The organism is Pseudomonas sp. SJZ074, from assembly GCF_007828215.1.
GTDB lineage: Bacteria > Pseudomonadota > Gammaproteobacteria > Pseudomonadales > Pseudomonadaceae > Aquipseudomonas.
In genome coordinates this window covers 1-17,779 of sequence record NZ_VIUE01000016.1, presented here as the reverse complement: position 1 = coordinate 17,779, position 17,779 = coordinate 1, and the positions used below count along the sequence as shown (strand labels likewise).

15 protein-coding genes and 2 pseudogenes are annotated in these 17,779 nt (G+C 59.4%); 7 read left to right on the top strand and 10 right to left on the bottom strand.

The features are described 5' to 3' along the window. Nucleotides 1-16: 16 nt before the first annotated feature. The 3 genes from FBX99_RS17090 to FBX99_RS17080 all read right to left on the bottom strand — a co-directional run bounded on the left by FBX99_RS17090 (nucleotide 17) and on the right by FBX99_RS17080 (nucleotide 2,258). A complete protein-coding gene (locus tag FBX99_RS17090; RefSeq protein WP_145132255.1) occupies nucleotides 17-652 on the bottom strand; it encodes a type II toxin-antitoxin system HigA family antitoxin in 636 nt (211 codons plus the stop codon). Continuing rightward, nucleotides 649-981 carry a type II toxin-antitoxin system HigB family toxin gene (locus FBX99_RS17085; protein ID WP_145132253.1) on the bottom strand — a complete coding sequence of 111 codons (333 nt, stop codon included), beginning with the start codon at nucleotides 979-981 and terminating at the stop codon, nucleotides 649-651. The genes FBX99_RS17090 and FBX99_RS17085 overlap by 4 nt, the downstream gene beginning before the upstream one ends. 77 nt (nucleotides 982-1,058) lie before the next feature. Next, nucleotides 1,059-2,258: a XylR family transcriptional regulator gene (locus tag FBX99_RS17080; RefSeq protein WP_144929675.1), complete on the bottom strand. Its 1,200-nt coding sequence runs from the start codon at nucleotides 2,256-2,258 to the stop codon at nucleotides 1,059-1,061. A gap of 154 nt (nucleotides 2,259-2,412) precedes the next feature. Here FBX99_RS17080 and xylA point away from each other — a divergent pair, with 154 nt between their 5' ends. The 5 genes from xylA to FBX99_RS17055 all read left to right on the top strand — a co-directional run bounded on the left by xylA (nucleotide 2,413) and on the right by FBX99_RS17055 (nucleotide 10,322). Further along, nucleotides 2,413-3,729 (top strand): xylose isomerase, encoded by a 1,317-nt coding sequence (xylA, locus tag FBX99_RS17075; protein ID WP_145132251.1) that lies wholly within the window; start codon nucleotides 2,413-2,415, stop codon nucleotides 3,727-3,729. 147 nt (nucleotides 3,730-3,876) lie between these two features. After that, entirely contained in the window at nucleotides 3,877-4,878 is a 1,002-nt protein-coding gene (xylF, locus tag FBX99_RS17070; protein WP_144929673.1) for a D-xylose ABC transporter substrate-binding protein, read from the top strand. Nucleotides 4,879-5,043: 165 nt separating this feature from the next. Further along, complete coding sequence (gene xylG / locus FBX99_RS17065; protein ID WP_144929672.1) at nucleotides 5,044-6,600, top strand: D-xylose ABC transporter ATP-binding protein; 1,557 nt, start codon at nucleotides 5,044-5,046, stop codon at nucleotides 6,598-6,600. Further along, nucleotides 6,601-7,737: a sugar ABC transporter permease gene (locus tag FBX99_RS17060; RefSeq protein WP_041021525.1), complete on the top strand. Its 1,137-nt coding sequence runs from the start codon at nucleotides 6,601-6,603 to the stop codon at nucleotides 7,735-7,737. A 212-nt stretch (nucleotides 7,738-7,949) separates the two neighbouring features. After that, nucleotides 7,950-10,322, top strand: coding sequence for a bifunctional diguanylate cyclase/phosphodiesterase (locus FBX99_RS17055; RefSeq protein ID WP_144929671.1), 2,373 nt, complete (start codon nucleotides 7,950-7,952; stop codon nucleotides 10,320-10,322). Nucleotides 10,323-10,326: 4 nt separating this feature from the next. Here FBX99_RS17055 and FBX99_RS17050 read toward each other — a convergent pair whose 3' ends face one another. The 3 genes from FBX99_RS17050 to FBX99_RS17040 form a co-directional block, all read right to left on the bottom strand. After that, nucleotides 10,327-10,764 carry a phosphate ABC transporter substrate-binding protein gene (locus FBX99_RS17050; protein WP_178111973.1) on the bottom strand — a complete coding sequence of 146 codons (438 nt, stop codon included), beginning with the start codon at nucleotides 10,762-10,764 and terminating at the stop codon, nucleotides 10,327-10,329. A gap of 11 nt (nucleotides 10,765-10,775) precedes the next feature. Beyond that, complete coding sequence (locus FBX99_RS17045; RefSeq protein ID WP_145132249.1) at nucleotides 10,776-12,014, bottom strand: porin; 1,239 nt, start codon at nucleotides 12,012-12,014, stop codon at nucleotides 10,776-10,778. A 166-nt stretch (nucleotides 12,015-12,180) separates the two neighbouring features. Further along, nucleotides 12,181-14,070, bottom strand: coding sequence for an ATP-binding protein (locus tag FBX99_RS17040; protein ID WP_145132247.1), 1,890 nt, complete (start codon nucleotides 14,068-14,070; stop codon nucleotides 12,181-12,183). A gap of 546 nt (nucleotides 14,071-14,616) precedes the next feature. Between FBX99_RS17040 and FBX99_RS17035 the strand changes: the two genes are divergently transcribed. Beyond that, entirely contained in the window at nucleotides 14,617-14,889 is a 273-nt protein-coding gene (locus FBX99_RS17035) for a hypothetical protein (RefSeq protein WP_145132245.1), read from the top strand. Between the two features lie 48 nt (nucleotides 14,890-14,937). Here the strand turns inward: FBX99_RS17035 and FBX99_RS17030 are convergent, their stop codons facing one another. The 4 genes and pseudogenes from FBX99_RS17030 to FBX99_RS29195 form a co-directional block, all read right to left on the bottom strand. Further along, a complete protein-coding gene (locus FBX99_RS17030) occupies nucleotides 14,938-15,195 on the bottom strand; it encodes a BrnA antitoxin family protein (RefSeq protein WP_145132243.1) in 258 nt (85 codons plus the stop codon). After that, nucleotides 15,173-15,451: a BrnT family toxin gene (locus tag FBX99_RS17025; RefSeq protein WP_145132241.1), complete on the bottom strand. Its 279-nt coding sequence runs from the start codon at nucleotides 15,449-15,451 to the stop codon at nucleotides 15,173-15,175. Before FBX99_RS17025 ends, FBX99_RS17030 begins: the two co-directional genes overlap by 23 nt. A 760-nt stretch (nucleotides 15,452-16,211) precedes the next feature. Then, entirely contained in the window at nucleotides 16,212-17,225 is a 1,014-nt protein-coding gene (locus FBX99_RS17020; RefSeq protein WP_144929665.1) for an IS110 family transposase, read from the bottom strand. 89 nt (nucleotides 17,226-17,314) lie between these two features. Further along, nucleotides 17,315-17,620: pseudogene (locus FBX99_RS29195) on the bottom strand (transposase); the annotation flags it as partial. Here FBX99_RS29195 and FBX99_RS29025 point away from each other — a divergent pair. Continuing rightward, nucleotides 17,536-17,779: pseudogene (locus FBX99_RS29025) on the top strand (hypothetical protein); the annotation flags it as partial. The pseudogenes FBX99_RS29195 and FBX99_RS29025 overlap by 85 nt on opposite strands.

Here is a 17,779-nt window from a genome sequence, read left to right as displayed (position 1 = left end):
CTCTGAACAGACTGCCCTACTCTTTGGCGGGATCCCTGGCTGTCGGTTTACGCTTTTTGGAAGCAGCCACCTTGTATTCACCGGTACCGGCCTCTGTTGCCAGGTGTGCGACCAGCGGCTCGTTGCGAACGCTGTATTTAGCCGGCTTCCTGGACGTAGGGCGAGCGGTTTCAATAGGGGTCGGCTTGGCCGGGGCTGCCGACAGGAAAGCACCCGGCTCCATCGCAAACCGCTGTGCCAACGCATACGCCATCTTGTGACTGATGGGCCGATCCCCACTCAACACCTTGGAAACCGCTGTCTTGTCGCCAATTTCGGGAAGGTCCGAACCCGTGAGCCCGAGCGTCTCCATGAGGTCCCGGATCAACTGCACCGGGGTGCATGTCGCTTCAAAAGCGGCGGTGGATTCGCGAAACTGGTCGGAGTCGCGCTGGTAGGCCAGTATTTCGTCTTCGAGCTCGACGAGGATTTTCTCCTCGACCTTGCTCAGCTCACGCCCGTCGGTGAGTTCGTCAAGCAGATCGGTCGCACGCTCATAGTCGGCGGGCGTCCTGATGCCATGCACGAACTCGCCGCGCAGACGCTCCAGCACCGCGTGTAGCTCGCCAAGCGTTGCGATCACGGTCTGAAAGTCATTCCTGACTGCGCTCATCGTTTTACTCCTTTGTTTCTTGCATGCCAGACGTTGGCAACGTCGTAATCGGCATGTGTGCAGATGTGTTTGACGTAGAATTTCTGTCGGATGTAGTGGACGCCCCCTATCACCCTTAGATTGTTGCCACCTACGTCAATCACGACCCAATTCGCTGCGGCCCTCGGTTTGAACAGGTCGATGCCGTGGGTACCGAACAGTTTTTGCAGGTCCGCGAACGCTGTCGGACGGGCCATCTTCAACAGGCGCCGGCAGCGATCGAGCCCGGCCTTGTCGTTCGGGTACAAAATGGCGGCGGCGTCAAAACGCGATGGCTTGAGTATATCCATAGGCTTCCCTGTCCTTGAGTCGGATGCTACTCCAGTTGTGTTTTTTCACAACCGGAATTTTTCGGCAATGGTGAAGGTCAAGGAGCGCTCTCTGGAAAATGGTCGCGCTCCTCCTGCTGATACTGCCTGGGTGTGCAGCCAAACTCCCGACGAAATACTGTGTGCAGATATTGCGCCGACTTGAACCCACAATTGCGGGCAATGTCAGCGATCGACAAATCCGTCCTCTCCAACCCACTGGCAGCCGCGGCCAACCTGAACCGCAAGATCTCGTCATGCACGCTGCACCCTCGCTCCTTGCGAAAATGCGCTTCCAGCGATGACCGCGACACCCCCACGTACCCCGCCACCTGCGCGGTCTTGATGCCCTGGCAAGCGTATTGGCGAATGAACAGCAGCGCCTGCATGACATAGGGGTTACCCAACGGTTGATGCAGGCTCGAGGCCTGCACGTTGATCGCGTCCGGTGGTATCAATATCTGCGTGCCCGTGGACGGCATACCGTGCAGCATCTGGTGGAGCAGGCGCGCGGCGGTGCGGCCCATGGTTTCAGTGCCCTGGATCACTGAACTCAGGGGCACCCGGGTCAGGCTGCGGGTCAGAGGGTCGTTGTCGATACCGATCAGCGCGACTTGCTCCGGCACGGCAATGCCGGCGGTCAGGCAGGCTTGCAGCAGTTGGCGGGCGCGGGCATCGCTGACGGCGATGATGCCGATGGGCTTGGGCAGGCTCTGCAGCCAGGCGATCTGCTGTTCGACGGCACTGTCCCAAAGCGGCGCGCTGGTGCCCATACCGCGATAGACCTCGGCCGGCAGGCCATCGCGTTGCACCAGCGAACGGAAGGCTTTCTCCCGCTCCTGAGCCCAGCGATTGGCCTGGGCTTCGGGCAGGCTGAAGCAGGCGAAACGTGTGAGGCCGGCTTCGATCAAATGCTCGTAGGCCAGCTTAATCAGCGCGAAATTATCGGTGGCGACATAGGGAATGCCTCTGGGATAGGCGCGCTCATCCTGGTAGGAACCGCCCACCGCCACCACCGGCAAGCGGATTCCGGCCAACGCCTCGCCGATCAGCGGGTCGTCGAAGTCGGCGATGATTCCGTCGCCCTGCCAGCGTTCGATTCCCTTCAACCGGCACAGGAAATCCTCCTCGAGAAAGAGGTCCCAGGACGCACGGGTGCTGCTCAGGTAGTTGCCGATGCCGCTGATGATGCCACGGTCGTAGATCTTGCTGCCGTTGAACAACAGCGCAATACGATGCACGGGGGGGACGGTTTTCATGGTTTTTCACCCTGGGCCGGTGAACACAGACTAGGCGTGCGAAGCTCCAAGCTCAATACAAAATCGAACGACTCCTTGGTGATTTTCATAATCATCACCCCCAGGGCCAGCGTTAGTATCGAGACACCGCCAAGAATAAAAAAGGATATCGCCCATGCCGTACTTCCCCGGTGTCGACAAGATTCGCTACGAAGGCCCCACCAGCGATTCGCCCCTCGCCTTCCGTCACTATGACGCCGACAAGCTCGTCCTCGGCAAACCCATGCGCGAGCACCTGCGGATGGCGGTGTGCTACTGGCACACGTTCGTCTGGCCGGGGTCCGACGTGTTCGGCGCCGGCACCTTCCAGCGCCCGTGGCAACACGCCGGGGACCCGATGGAACTGGCCATCGGCAAGGCCGAAGCCGCCTTCGAGTTCTTCTCCAAACTGGGCGTCGACTACTACTGCTTCCACGACACCGATGTCGCCCCGGAAGGCAGCTCGCTGAAGGAATACCGTAACCACTTCGCGCTGATGGTCGACCACCTGGAGCGCCACCAGGAACGGACCGGGATCAAGCTGCTGTGGGGCACCGCCAACTGCTTCAGCAACCCGCGCTTTGCCGCCGGCGCCGCCACCAACCCGGACCCGGAAGTCTTCGCTTGCGCCGCCGCCCAGGTGTTCAGCGCGATGAATGCCACCCTGCGCCTCAAGGGCGCCAACTACGTCTTGTGGGGTGGTCGTGAAGGTTACGAAACCCTGCTCAATACCGACCTGAAACGCGAGCGCGAGCAACTGGGCCGCTTCATGGGCATGGTGGTCGAGCACAAGCACAAGATCGGTTTCAAGGGCGACCTGCTGATCGAGCCCAAGCCCCAGGAGCCAACCAAACACCAATACGATTACGACAGTGCCACGGTCTTCGGCTTCCTGCAGCAATTCGGCCTGGAGAACGAGATCAAGGTCAACATCGAGGCCAACCACGCGACCCTGGCCGGGCACAGTTTCCATCACGAAATCGCCACCGCCACCTCGCTGGGAATCTTCGGCAGCATCGACGCCAACCGTGGCGATCCGCAGAACGGTTGGGATACCGACCAGTTCCCCAACAGCGTCGAAGAGATGACCCTCGCCACCTACGAGATCCTCAAGGCCGGCGGGTTCAAGAATGGCGGGTTCAACTTCGACGCCAAGGTCCGTCGCCAGAGCGTGGACGAGCTCGACCTGTTTCACGGCCATGTCGCGGCGATGGACGTCCTGGCACTGGCCCTGGAGCGCGCAGCCGCCATGGTGCAGAACGACCGGCTCCAGCACTTCAAGGATCAACGCTACGCCGGCTGGCAACAACCGTTCGGCCAGGCGGTGCTGGCGGGCAAGTTCAGCCTCGCCTCGCTGGCCGAGCATGCCTTCGTCAACGAGCTCAATCCTCAGGCAGTCAGCGGCCGGCAGGAGATGCTCGAAAGCGTCGTCAACCGGTTCATCTATCCCTGACCCCGTAGAAATCGCTGGCGCAGCGAGGCTGTTACATTCTCACGACAAATCTCTGCCCGCAGCGCCACGCGACTCTCTACAGTTCTACCGGCATCACGCTCATCGTCAGGCAGTGTCTTTCAAACAAAAATAAAAGGACGCACCACAATGAAAAACCTAAAACGCACGTTACTCGCCAGCGCCCTGGCCCTGCTGTCGCTTCCGGTCATGGCCGATGCGGCGCACCCGAAGATCGGTTTCTCCATCGACGACCTGCGCCTGGAACGCTGGTCCCGGGACCGCGACTACTTCGTTGCGGCGGCGGAAAAAATGGACGCCAAGGTCTTCGTGCAATCAGCCGATGCCAACGAGCAGAAGCAGATTTCGCAGATCGAGAACCTTATCTCCCGCGGCGTCGATGTGATCGTCATCGTTCCATTCAACGCCACCGTGCTGACCAACGCCGTCGCCGAAGCCAAGAAGGCCGGGATCAAGGTGGTGTCCTACGACCGGCTGATTCTGAACGCCGATATCGACGCCTACATTTCCTTCGATAACGAAAAGGTCGGCGAAATGCAGGCCAGCGGCGTGCTGAAAGCCGCGCCCAAGGGCAACTATTTCCTGCTCGGCGGTGCTCCCACCGACAACAACGCCAAGGTCCTGCGCGAAGGCCAGATGAAGGTGCTGCAACCGGCCATCGACAAAGGCGATATCAAGATCGTCGGCCAACAGTGGGTGAAGGAATGGAACCCCACCGAAGCCTTGAGCATTGTTGAAAACGCCCTGACGCGGAACAACAACAAGATCGACGGCATCGTCGCCTCCAACGACGCTACCGCAGGCGGCGCCATCCAGGCCCTGGCCGCGCAGAAAATGGCCGGCAAGGTGCCGATCTCGGGCCAGGACGCCGACCTGGCAGCGGTCAAGCGGGTGATCGACGGCACCCAGACCATGACCGTCTACAAGCCTCTGAAGCTGATCGCCTCCGAAGCTGCCAAACTCTCGGTGCAACTGGCGCGCAATGAGAAGCCGTCCTTCAGTTCGCAGTACGACAACGGCAGCAAGAAAGTCGACACCATCCTGCTCACCCCGACCCCGTTGACCAAGGACAACATCGACCTGCTGGAAAAGGATGGGTTCTACACCAAGGCGCAGATCGCCGGGCAGTGACAGGACGCAGTGATATTTAACCTGTGGGAGCGGGCTTGCTCGCGAAGGCGGTGAAACAGTCAGCATTGATGGTGCAGACACACCGCTTTCGCGAGCAAGCCCGCTCCCACAGGACTGCGCCAGACTGACTCTGCGGCTATAAGCCCTTTCCTTCGAGCCTTCGCCATGTCCGACTACCTGCTGCAAATGAACGGCATCGTCAAAACCTTCGACGGTGTCAAAGCCCTGAATGGCATCGACATCAAGGTCCGGCCAGGGGAATGCGTTGGCCTGTGCGGCGAGAACGGCGCCGGCAAATCCACCTTGATGAAAGTCCTTTCGGCGGTCTACCCCTATGGTACCTGGGACGGTGAAATCCTCTGGGACGGCCAGCCGCTCAGGGCGCAGTCCATCAGCGAAACCGAAGCCGCCGGAATCGTCATCATTCACCAGGAGCTGACCCTCGTCCCCGATCTTTCGGTGGCCGAGAACATCTTCATGGGTCATGAGCTGACCCTGCCCGGCGGGCGCATGAACTACCCGGCGATGATCCACCGCGCCGAAGCCCTGATGCGTGAGCTCAAGGTACCGGACATGAACGTCTCGCTCCCGGTGTCGCAGTATGGCGGTGGCTACCAGCAACTGGTGGAGATCGCCAAGGCGCTGAACAAACAGGCGCGCCTGCTGATCCTCGACGAACCTTCATCGGCCCTGACCCGCTCGGAAATCGAGGTGCTGCTGGATATCATCCGTGACCTCAAGGCCAAGGGGGTTGCCTGCGTCTACATCTCTCACAAGCTCGATGAAGTGGCGGCGGTGTGCGACACCATTTCGGTGATCCGCGACGGCAAACACATTGCGACCACCGCCATGGCCGACATGGACATCCCACAGATCATCACCCAGATGGTCGGACGGGAAATGAGCAACCTTTACCCCACCGAACCCCATGACATCGGTGAGGTGATTTTCGAGGCGCGCCACATCACGTGCTACGACGTCGATAATCCCCGGCGCAAACGGGTCGACGATATTTCGTTCAGCCTCAAGCGCGGGGAAATCCTCGGCATCGCCGGGCTGGTCGGTGCCGGTCGCACGGAACTGGTGTCGGCGCTGTTCGGTGCCTACCCTGGACGCCATGAAGGCGAGGTGTGGCTGGATGGCCAGGCGATCGACACCCGTACCCCCCTCAAATCGATCCGCGCCGGCCTGTGCATGGTCCCCGAGGACCGCAAGCGCCAAGGGATCATTCCGGACCTGGGGGTGGGCCAGAACATTACCCTCGCGGTGCTGGAGAACTTCTCGAAGCTGACCCGCATCGACGCCGAAGCCGAACTGGGCAGCATCGACCGGGAAATCTCGCGCATGCACCTCAAGACGGCGAGTCCATTCCTGCCGATCACCAGCCTCTCCGGCGGCAACCAGCAAAAAGCCGTGCTGGCGAAGATGCTCCTGACCCAGCCCCGTGTGCTGATTCTCGATGAACCGACCCGCGGCGTGGACGTCGGCGCCAAGTACGAGATCTACAAGTTGATGGGCGCGCTGGCGGCCCAGGGCGTGTCGATCATCATGGTTTCCTCGGAACTCGCCGAAGTGCTGGGGGTTTCCGACCGCGTGCTGGTGATCGGCGAAGGTCAGTTGCGCGGGAACTTCATCAACCACGAACTCACCCAGGAACAAGTGCTCGCTGCCGCGCTCAGCCACCCCGATGGCCATAACAATAATGATCGGAAGTCCGCGTAGATGAATCAGGTCAAACAACTCTTCACCCGCTACAAAATGCTCGCGCTGGTGATCGCCGTAGCGATCATCTGGCTGTTCTTCAGCTGGCAGACCGACGGCGGTTTCCTGACCCCGCGCAACCTGTCCAACCTGCTGCGGCAGATGTCCATCACCGGCATCCTCGCCTGCGGCATGGTGCTGGTGATCATCAGCGGGGAAATCGATCTGTCGGTGGGCTCATTGCTCGGATTGCTGGGCGGTCTGGCGGCGATCCTCGACGTGGTCTATCACATACCATTGCTGGCCAACCTCAGCCTGGTGGCCCTGTGCGGCTTGGTCATCGGCCTGGCCAATGGCTTCATGACCGCCTACCTGCGCATCCCTTCGTTCATCGTGGGGCTGGGCGGCATGCTGGCGTTTCGCGGGATCCTGCTGGGCATTACCGGCGGCACCACCATTGCCCCGGTCTCACCGGAGCTGGTCTACGTTGGCCAGGGTTACTTGCCGCAAACCGTGGGTGTGGCGCTGGGCGTACTGCTGTTCGCCCTTACTGTTTTCCTGACCTGGAAACAGCGTCGCAACCGCGCCCTCCATGGCCTGGCGGCACATTCCCTGGTGCGTGACGTGTTGCGCGTGGTGGCGATTGGCGCGGTGCTGGCGGGGTTCGTCCATACGCTCAACAGCTACGACGGCATTCCGGTTCCAGTACTGCTCCTGCTGATTCTGTTGGGGGTATTCAGCTACGTCACCAGTCAGACCGTGTTCGGACGCCGTGTCTATTCAGTGGGCAGCAACATGGAGGCCACGCGGCTGTCCGGCATCAACGTGCAGGCCGTGAAACTGTGGATCTTCGGCATCATGGGCGTGATGTGCGCCCTCGCCGGCCTGGTCAACACCGCACGCCTGGCAGCCGGCTCACCCTCGGCCGGCAACATGGGCGAACTCGACGCCATCGCCGCCTGCTTCATCGGTGGCACCTCCATGCGCGGCGGCTCCGGCACCGTCTACGGCGCCCTCCTCGGCGCGCTGGTCATCACCAGCCTGGACAACGGCATGTCGATGCTCGACGTCGACAGCTACTGGCAGATGATCGTCAAGGGCAGCATCCTGGTGCTGGCGGTGTGGGTGGATGTGAGTACGCGGGTTGGGCGGCGTTGATGGGGCATGGCGGCATTGATAACTCTTGAGTCCCCTGGCGAGCAATGCTGTCACTTAAGGCTTGCTTGATTCATTGTGGCGAGGGGATTTAGCGAAACGTCGCACCGCCCCGCTGTTTCGTGCGGGGCAAGGAGAATATCTGGTCTATAGTTTCCCTTCAGGCAACTGATATTTTTCGCAGGGACGCGCAGGTGTCATTCAGGGAGCACATCATGTCGATCCAACGGACAAGTGGACTGAGACTGGCTCCCGGTATCACGGCATCCGAAGACTCCACGTCCAAGGCACCGAGCCATGTCTTCCGAGATCGGCTCGGCCACCTCAGGGAAGCCTATATCCTGCTTCCGCTACTGTCCGCCCTGCTCTTGCTTACCCTCTGGTCCGCCACCCTCTACCTCATCAAGGTCGAACAGACCCGTGCCCAGCGCAACGCAGCAACGGTCAGCCAGGAAATCGGCGCCACGTATGAAGCGCAGATACTGCGTGCGGTGCGTGAAATCGACCAGACCCTCAAGCTCGTCAAATACGCCTACGAGGCCGAGGGCGAGCGCAACCCGCTGCCGCGGCTCAAGGAGCGGGCGCTGTTGCCGCCAGCCCTGTTGTTCGATGTCAGTGTGGTCAACGCCGATGCCAAGCCGATCGCCAGCACCCGGGCGAACGAGACGGGACCTGCCAGCGACCCGGATGAGCTGCGGACATTGCGTAACAACGATACGCTGCTGATCAGCCGCCCCTGGAAGGATCCCCTGACCGGGGAATGGCGCTTGCGCTTCAGTCGTCGTCTCAATGCGCCGGATGGCGTGTTCTCGGGTGTCGTCAGGGTCGACGTGGATGCCGCGTATTTCACCAGCAGTTACGACGCGGCGAAACTCGGTGAGCGAGGTGTGCTCGGGCTGCTGGGGACCGACAGCGTCTTTCGGGTATGGCGCACCGGAGAATCGATCCGGGCCGGCGATACGGTCGATTATGAGGCGTTGGTGCCGGATACCGAAGACATCCAGACATCGTTGCTGACCAACAGCTGGGACGGAGTGCGGCGCTACACCAGTGCCCGGCAACTCTATGACCTGCCCCTGGCGGTGATCGTCGGCTTATCCGAAGAAGAACAGCTGGTTGCCGTGAACCGACAAGCCCAGACCCATCTGCGGCGGGCAGCGGGTGCCAGCCTGTTGCTGGTGCTGCTCGCCGGCCTGTTGAGTCGAATGAGCTGGCAGCTTGCGCAAAGCCGGCTGCAGGCCGCCGAAGCCAAGGTGGCCTATGCCGAGCGCGTCGAATACCTTGCCTATCACGACGCCCTCACGGCGTTGCCCAATCGTAGCCTGTTCAGCAAGCTGTTGATTCAGCACATCCACGAAGCCCATCGTTATCAGCGACAAATGGCCGTGCTGTTCCTCGACCTGGACCGTTTCAAACAAATCAACGACACCCTCGGCCACGATGCCGGCGACCAGTTGCTGCAAGAAGTCGCGAACCGCCTCAAGGGTTGCCTGCGCGAAAGCGATATCGTTGCCCGATTGGGCGGCGACGAGTTTGTGGTGTTGCTGCCGCAACTGTCCGATGAAAAGTATGCGGCGGCCACCGCGCAGAAAATCCTTTCCGCCATTGCCCGGCCCTTCAATCTTCGAGGGAAAGAGTTCCGGGTCACCGCCAGCATCGGGATCAGTCTCTTTGCCCGGGATGGCCAGGACGAACAAACCCTGAAGAAAAACGCCGATATCGCGATGTACCAGGCCAAGCAACAGGGAAAAAACACCTTCCAGTTCTATTCTGAAAAATTGAACGCGGAATCATTGGAACGGCAGACGCTGGAACTCGGCCTGCGCCATGCGCTTGAACGGAACGAGTTCCGATTGCATTACCAAGCCAAGCGGGATATTCGCAGCGGCCAGATCACCGGCATGGAAGCTCTCCTGCGCTGGGAGCATCCTGACCTGGGGCTGGTGGCCCCCATGCAGTTCATTCCGGTGGCCGAAGAAACCGGCCTGATCGTCCCTATTGGCAAGTGGGTGCTCAGGACGGTCTGCGAGCAAAACGTGGCCTGGCAACAACAGGGCCTGCCACACCTGTGCATCGCCGTGAACCTGACAGCCCGTCAGTTTGTCGATGAACATCTTTTGGGCGACCTTGCGACGATACTGGCAGACACCGGCATGGACGCCCGCCTGTTGGAGCTGGAGATCACCGAAAGCCTGCTCATGCAGGACGTCAGGAAGACCCTGCAGGTGCTGACCGGTCTCAAGGAGTTGGATATCCGGATCGCCATCGATGACTTCGGTATTGGTTACTCCTCCCTCTCGGCACTCAAGCAGTTCCCACTCGATTCGATCAAGATCGACCGCTCGTTCATCCGCGACGTCACCAGCCAGGCAGAAGACAGAGCCTTGACCGAAGCCATCATCACCATGGGCAGGAGCCTCAGCCTGACCGTGGTTGCCCAGGGCGTGGAAACCAGAGAGCAAGCCGAGTTCCTGCGGGACAATGCCTGCGACGAATTCCAGGGGTTCTACTTCAACAAGCCGGTACCTGCCGATCAGTTCAAGCTGTTGCTGCAAGCGCAGACGGTGCGTACCAACACGGACGTATAGCCGCTCATTGCGGATCGGACGGCACTACCCTGACGCTGTCATCCACTTCGCGCGCATCGATATAGCCGATGGCAGCGGGATTGCCGGCGACATGCTTCTTCACTTCCGCGCTGTTCGAAACCGTCTCCGGGGGCTGGCCCCGGCCGGTAAATATGATTTTTGACCAGTGCGTCTTGAGTTGCGCGGCAGATTTGCCGGTATATGTGGTGTAGAACTCATCGCGGGCAGCAGAGCCCTCAGGCTGGTCGATTGGAATGGCCTGACCGCCCTCGGGAAAACGACTGGTCTTGCCCAGGAAAATATTCGCCACCTGATTGCTCGCCAACGTTCTCACCGGGCTGGCCGTCGAGACGACCACCACCACGTCAGCCATTACAAGCGTGCTGGCCGCATACAAGACCATTACCGTCACGGTACATCCCGTGCCCTTGAGAAACCGCATGATCGGCCTCATCAGAAAACAAAATCGACAGCGAGGCTGAGCACGCTGAACGAGCCACCCGGCTCGAAACCCGGCTGGAAGTTGGTCAACGGCCCCGTCGTGATGCCATCCATCCGGGTGTGGTCGTACTGCAATTTGGCGTCCATGTTTTTCGTGAAATCCCAGCGGACACCCAGCGACAGGGTTTGCTGGCGGCTGCCGGCGCCCAGGATGGCATTGAGCGTTCCGTTGAGCTCCCCCGCGGCATCGGCCAGGCCCGGCGGCAACGTCGAGGTGTCCAACCCTTCGCTGGACGTGTCGCTCAGGGTCTTTGACCGCGCATACGTGATGTAAGGCGTGAACGCCTCGATCCGGTATCCACCGCTGACATACCAGGCACTCACCTCACCAAATACCGCATGGCTGTCGAAATGCCCCCACTCGCCCAGGACGAACCAGTCGCCGGGATCATAGATGGCCCCGACGCCGACGAAATTGAAGTCCTTGCCCTTGGTGTCGTAGCGGTCGGCGATGTCGTTGCCTTCCTCGCCGAACTGCCGGAAACCCTCGAAGAGCGGATTGAACGGCTCGTAAGTCAAGCGCGTGTGCTGATAGGTAATGCGGGTGGTCAAGGCGCCGTATTCGGTCAGGTTGGAAACACCCCATGAGCCCTTGGCCCGGGTCTCGCCCGTATCGTTGGGCATCCGGACCGTGCTCTGCCCGACGTTGCCTTGCACGGTATTGATGATATCGCCCATGTGCAGCCGGTAGCTGAGGTCCATGCCATCGGTCGCCGTGACCGGAATCATGCTGTAGACCTCCCCCGGCGGGCGCACCCAGGGAAGCGTGTAGCCGACTTTGCGGCTATCGGAGAACAGGAAGGCCGGTTGCACCGTGCGGCCGATACGCAGGCTGAAATCGGGTGTGACCTGATACTTGAAGTTCGCCCATTCGACGTAGGGACGGTAGCTGTTGTCGTAACGCTGCTCAGAGATCACCTGCACCACCGCCGAGAGTTCCGGGGTGAAACGTGCCGTCACTTGCGCACCGATCAGGCTGTCGACATCGGCACTCCAATTGCGCGCGTGTCCGGCGCCGTTGGGCTTGTAGATGCTGGAGGTGAAGTCGGCCTTCTTCTCGCTGGAATGAACCACACCAACCGTGCCGAAGCTGCTCACGGAAAACGTCGGTCCGTCGGCATCGACGGCGTTGGCCGTGCACGCATAAAGCGACACTACGGCCAGGGCCAGCGGATTGAGTCGAGGCGCCATGGAGTCAGTGCAGCCTCGACAGGAGCACCCACCTATCCAGGCAGGCCGTGGTACTGGGATCTTGTTCGAGATTGCCTGAAGGAGTTGCCACCATTCGTTCCAATCCTTATGACGTCGGTTCAATACCATGAGCGAATTGTAGACGACAAAAATCCCCGTGCCCGGATCATGCAAGGGCCGCCTGGCTCAAGCCCTTGATGGGCAGCTCCAGGGTGAACGTAGCCCCCTGCCCCGGCCCGTCGCTTTGGGCCCTTAGCACACCGCCCATTTCCATCGCTGCCAGGACACAGCTGTGCAAACCGAAACCATGGCCCTCTTTACGCGTGGTGAAACCATGGGCAAAAATTCGCGTCAGGTTCTCCTCGGCGATCCCTTCGCCATTGTCGATCACCTGGATGATCAGCTTCTGCTCCGCCGTCAGCTCGGCATGGAGGGTAATCAGCGGCGGCCGATCCGACATGTCGACCATCGCACCGCTGGCATTCTTGATCAGGTTGACCATGATCATCAGCACTCGATGCTTGTCCAGCTGCACGGGGGGCATTGCGGAAAACTCCTTGGCCACCGTGACCCGACGGGCCTTGATAATGCCCGCGTTCATGCGCAACGCGTCCTCCAGCAGGTGCTCGACCTGCACGCTCTCACAGAGACTGGACACGCCTGAGTACGACTGCTGGGCTGCGACGACCTCCTTGATATGATCGATGCTCTTGGCCAACTGTTCGAGCTCGTCGGACATACTTTTCTGTTCCGCAGCCAACGCCTCCGTCACCTGATTCAGATACCCCGGGAGCAACTTGCCTTTCTCGTCTTCAGAGAGAAACTGGCCCAGGTCCGCGGCATGCTGGTTCATCAGCTGCATCGCTTTGCTTAGCCCCAAGGCTTTGCTGGTGCGTAGCTTCTGCGTCAGGACCTCGGCGGAAACATTCACGCTGTTGAGCACGTTCCCCACGTTATGCAGGACGTTGGTGGCGATCTCGGCCATGCCGGCCTGACGGGCGACAGCCACCAATTGGGTCTGGGCTTCGGCGGTGCGCAAACGGCTTTGTGCCAGCTGCCAGCTCGTTCGGCTCAACAAAACAACCAGCAACACCAACAACAAGCTGCCTCCTGCGGCCCGCCACTGATAGATGTGGGCCAGCTCGGTGACGGCGGCCAGTTGCTCCTCCTCGGATAACCCGACGATCACCGCCAGGGGCAGGTCATAGAGCTGGCGGACACTGGTGTAGCGCCGCACCCCGTCCCAACTGTTGGTCAACAGCTGCGCCTGGGTGTCCTCGCTGTCCGGAACCAGCGCCCCATAATCGACCGCATCGCCGGCCTGGATCGACTCCCCGGTACGCCATACCCGGAAGACCCCATCGGTGCCCAGCAGCCCGAGCACACCCCGCTCCCCCAGTTTCGAGGTGTCATAGCTGCTGGCGAAATAGGCCGCATCGACCTCGACCCTGGCAACACCCGAAAACGATCCATCCGGCGCATCGAGACGACGACTGAAACGCAGTCGCCACTCATCCGTCGAAGGGTCTTTCCAGGGGGGGCTGATCAGCAGCGCATCGTTGTTGCGCAGCGTTCGCAGTTCCTCCGGGTCGCTGACCGCCCCCGTTTCGTTGGCCCGGGTGCTGGCTACAAGCTTTGCATCGGCACTGACCACACTCACATCAAACAACAGGGCCGGCGGCAACAAAGCCCGCTCCTTAAGGCGGGGCAATGGATTGCGCTTGCCCTCGGCCTCGTAGGTGTATTTGACGAGCTTGAGGGTCTGGTCGATTTCGTGAACCGCGCGCAACATCTGCGCTTCGTAGGTCGCGCTGATTTCCTGGCTGACCGTGGCGGCGTTGTACCGGGCACGCGCCAACTCACTGTTGATGAGGTAGAACGTCGTCATCCAGATCGCCAGCAATAGCAGGACGGCGAGTAACGGAAACAGGACGTAGGCTTCCTTGACATGAGCCAGCCCCCGTCGAAGCCCACGCCCCACGCCCCCCGACGCGGTGTCCGTCGACGGGTTGATACCGGTGACCAACCTCAATCCATGGGGCCGTTGAAACTGCATGCTGTGCTCCCTGCGTTGTATCAGCACTTCAGATTAGCGGGCACCCCCGCCGGGTTTTGGCCTCAAGGAGATGCCAGGAACCGCTTGCGGCGTCCGTGCGCGGCAGATTGCCGATGGGTTCGCTGGAAACTATAGATCACAAACCGCGCGGGCGAGCCCGAAGCTGCTGGAATACCGCTATCGCGAGCAGGGGCTCGCTCCCACCCTGATCTCGGGCTGATCACAGCATCGGCTACGACGCCAATCCCTGTGGGAGCGAGCCTGCTCGCGATGGCGGCAGCACATTCAACACCCATGCAAGACCGCTGATCCCCCTGTGGCGAGCTAGCTCGCTCCCGCTCGGCTGCGCAGCAGTCGTGTGCTTTGCCGAGGCCTACACAACATCAACTAACATCACCGGCAAGCAGGCCAAATTCCTACGTGAAGGTGGGAAAGTGGTGGCTTGTAGTGCTTTGGCGGGGAGGTCTATATTTTTCTCGTCGCCCAAGTGCGGCCAGGTTTGGCGACCTGCACTACAGAGAGTCATCCATTCACTGAGGCTCTTATATGACCAGATACATGCCCATCACCGGCGTCGACTGCACGCCGGCAACCCTGCTCATCGACACCGAAGCACCGCTCGATGTCCTCTTCGAAACTGCCGACTACCGTATTCGTAGCGTGACCCAGGTGTTGGAGAATATTGCGTTTCGCTCGGAAATCAGCTCGGATACGGTGGTGCTTTCTGATTTTTGCAAAATGCTGACGATTGCGTTGCGCGATGGTTGTGATGTGATGGATGTGATTGGGAGGCGGTTGCGGGCGCAAGTGGCGGAATGATGAAAGCGGGCGACTCAGGGAGTCGCCCGCTTCATGGCGCTAAGTTGTTCAGTTACGATGACTTTGCTGGGCCTGCATGTATTGGCGCAAAAGCTGATTGATACGCGTCTGGTAGCCCACACCCTGCCCCTTGAACCACTCCAATACGTCAGCATCGAGGCGGATAGTCACAGCCTTCTTGACCGGCACACGCAACTCGGCGCGGCGAAAGAAATCCTCACTCAGCTCAGGAATATCGCTGGTATCGACGTCCTGGTCGTCCATCTTGGCCAGGCGTTCCCAGTCAGTCTTCGATGCTTTCGACATAATATTTGGCCTCCTTTTTGGTGGCTTTTCGGGCGGAGATGATGCGAACCACATCTCCCTGCTGCTCGGTGTAAACGATCACGCCAATCAACGATTTGATCCACCCAATGCTGATCCAGCGTTCTTCGCCGTAGCCCACCCGGTCATCGCGCAAGGTCAGCATCGGGTGGTTGAAGACATCCAGCACATCGTTGAAATCGATACCGTGCTTGCGGATGTTGGCCTCGTTCTTGGCTTCGTCCCATTCAAACCCCATGGGACATCCTGTATTTACCTATGTACATACAATACCCTTCTCGGCATGAATGTGCAGCCCTTGATAATCGGTCATAACCGTCGGCTGCCAGCTAAAAAATGGAGATGCTGGAAGCAGCAAGTCTCAGGACCCCTTTTCCCCGATCCTATTGTCGGAACTGGTTACCTGAAATCAGACGTATCCTGTACAAAAGTACGAAAATTCCCCTGTGGACCTGGAAACCTTCTAGACGAAAAGGGCCCCTGCTAAAAAGCATGAGCACATGCAAGCTGACCCACCGCTATCGCGGGCAGGCTGAACTGGCCTAATGATTTTGGACACTTCAATAAGAGAAAAAGAGGAGAAAAAGGGGACACCCATTAGCCGGTCTCAAGTCAAGGCTAAAAGCCAACTCGCCCTGCAGCTTTTAACTGCTGGGTTCCCCCTTGCCCCAACCTGCCTGGTTGAACCCGTCGTACCCGTTTTCTCATCAATGGCTACGACCGAGTCGTGCCTGACACCCATATGGATCAAGCGGTAGCGATAAAACTTGCACCGCCCTGGCAGTAAACTGCCCCAGAGAAACGTTGGTGCCGCCAATGTGTCCAAAACGTGTCACAGAACTGTGGCTCGTGCGCAATACGCACGTCCAGTCTCGGTTGACTCTCTTGGCAGACGCCCCGGTTACAACACACTCAGGCGGTGATGATCGGACGCCACTCAGATTTCGTGGTTCATGCCCAGTCCCTTTTTGGTTGGCCGATCATCACCCCACTCGCCTTCAGGCGAAACAGCGTTTGGCGTCGAAAGGCTGTTTCTCCTTCAGGATGTGGTAACTCGCACGCGCCAGCTTGTGAGCCAGTGCTTTGGTCGCCACCACACCATTTGTCTTGGCTTTCTTTTTCTCGAAAAATCGTTTGGCATCTTCGCTGAATCGCCGGGCAAAATTGGCCGCTTCGATGAAGCTCCAAATCAGGTAAGCGTTGCCGTTTTTAGCGTTGCCTTCACCTTTCTTTTTACCGTTGGAGTAATGGGCACTCTCCACACACCGAGCATAGGAAGCAAAGTTACCTACCTGCGCAAAGCGTCCGATATCACCCGTTTCCAGCATGATCACCGTCGCGAGCACTTCACCTACCCCCGGCATCGTTTTCAGCAAGGAATACTCAGGTCGTAATTTGACCTGTTGAAGCAATCGACTCTCCAAGCTGGCGATCTGGACCTCAAGCGCCTGGATAACGGCAACATTGGCCTTCATCGCCAAGGCTACATCCGTTGACAGGCCCAGCCTGTCAACGGATGTAGCCGAAAAGCCCTTGACCTCATTACAGCTAAAACTATGCCCAAACTGGCGCGCCGCAATGTTTTCAACGGCCAGGATGTGCTGGGTTCTTGTACGTACCAACTGAATTCGCTTACGCGCCAAATCTCGTAGCGCTCGTTCGTGCGGTGGATGAATATAGCCCGTCGGCAGAATCCCTAGGCGCAGCAAATGCGCGAGGAATGCCGCATCATCTTTATCGTCCGAATGCTTCAAACCGTCATAGCGTTTCATTGCTACCGGGTTCGCCAATTTGACGTCCAAACCCACAACCATAAGGCCGTCAACTAGCCAATACCAGTTGTACGTTGACTCAACCACCACGCCAACCAACTCGTCACGGTGTGGTTCGAGGAGTGAGAGAATCGGCTTAAGCTCATTGGGACAGCGTCGGCTAACCAGGACTCTGTCCGCTTCGTCGGTTACCACCACAACGCTGTTGTTCGAATGCAGATCTATGCCACAGAATTTCATCACGGCCTCCTCAGCAAAAGTCTAAGTTCGCACCTTGAATTTTGCGCCACCTCTGTGAGGTGGGGAGGCCGGCCAGATGATTCTCAGATTTATTTTCCCGACGCTGCCCTTGGGCGGCCCTGCCCTCGCTGTTCTACCCGCACCCCGACGATCTGCTCTACCTCATCGATGAAACGGCTTGTACCCGTCAGTTGACCTCGCTGCAAAGCATCGCGGATCAATCGAATCTGATCAGTCGGAATGGCTTGGCGTACAAACGCCTCGTACCGATGACGCCGCTCCATCGCGGTATCACCCAAAGCAACGAAGCATGGATCAGCATCTAACCAGCAGCTATCAGGCTCATCACCCGCCCGGCTTAGATAGCTCGACCACGGATAGTCTGCGACATCAGCGTATCCGTCCGGCCAAGTCACCTACCAAGCCCCGCAAAGCCAAGACATGGTGTGCACTTAAATTAGTGGACACCAGTTCTAGCCTTTTAAGCGGGTATTTCATGCAGCCAACACGCCGTTCCTATTCCAAGTCCTTCAAAGCCCAGGTCATTCAAGAGT

Excerpts from the sequence above, each read along its gene's own strand:
- FBX99_RS17090 (WP_145132255.1), bottom strand. The coding sequence starts at position 652 with ATGAGCGCAGTCAGGAATGACTTTCAGACCGTGATCGCAACGCTTGGC.
- FBX99_RS17085 (WP_145132253.1), bottom strand. The coding sequence starts at position 981 with ATGGATATACTCAAGCCATCGCGTTTTGACGCCGCCGCCATTTTGTAC.
- FBX99_RS17080 (WP_144929675.1), bottom strand. The coding sequence starts at position 2,258 with ATGAAAACCGTCCCCCCCGTGCATCGTATTGCGCTGTTGTTCAACGGC.
- xylA (WP_145132251.1), top strand. The coding sequence starts at position 2,413 with ATGCCGTACTTCCCCGGTGTCGACAAGATTCGCTACGAAGGCCCCACC.
- xylF (WP_144929673.1), top strand. The coding sequence starts at position 3,877 with ATGAAAAACCTAAAACGCACGTTACTCGCCAGCGCCCTGGCCCTGCTG.
- xylG (WP_144929672.1), top strand. The coding sequence starts at position 5,044 with ATGTCCGACTACCTGCTGCAAATGAACGGCATCGTCAAAACCTTCGAC.
- FBX99_RS17060 (WP_041021525.1), top strand. The coding sequence starts at position 6,601 with ATGAATCAGGTCAAACAACTCTTCACCCGCTACAAAATGCTCGCGCTG.
- FBX99_RS17055 (WP_144929671.1), top strand. The coding sequence starts at position 7,950 with ATGTCGATCCAACGGACAAGTGGACTGAGACTGGCTCCCGGTATCACG.
- FBX99_RS17050 (WP_178111973.1), bottom strand. The coding sequence starts at position 10,764 with ATGCGGTTTCTCAAGGGCACGGGATGTACCGTGACGGTAATGGTCTTG.
- FBX99_RS17045 (WP_145132249.1), bottom strand. The coding sequence starts at position 12,014 with ATGGCGCCTCGACTCAATCCGCTGGCCCTGGCCGTAGTGTCGCTTTAT.
- FBX99_RS17040 (WP_145132247.1), bottom strand. The coding sequence starts at position 14,070 with ATGCAGTTTCAACGGCCCCATGGATTGAGGTTGGTCACCGGTATCAAC.
- FBX99_RS17035 (WP_145132245.1), top strand. The coding sequence starts at position 14,617 with ATGACCAGATACATGCCCATCACCGGCGTCGACTGCACGCCGGCAACC.
- FBX99_RS17030 (WP_145132243.1), bottom strand. The coding sequence starts at position 15,195 with ATGTCGAAAGCATCGAAGACTGACTGGGAACGCCTGGCCAAGATGGAC.
- FBX99_RS17025 (WP_145132241.1), bottom strand. The coding sequence starts at position 15,451 with ATGGGGTTTGAATGGGACGAAGCCAAGAACGAGGCCAACATCCGCAAG.
- FBX99_RS17020 (WP_144929665.1), bottom strand. The coding sequence starts at position 17,225 with ATGAAATTCTGTGGCATAGATCTGCATTCGAACAACAGCGTTGTGGTG.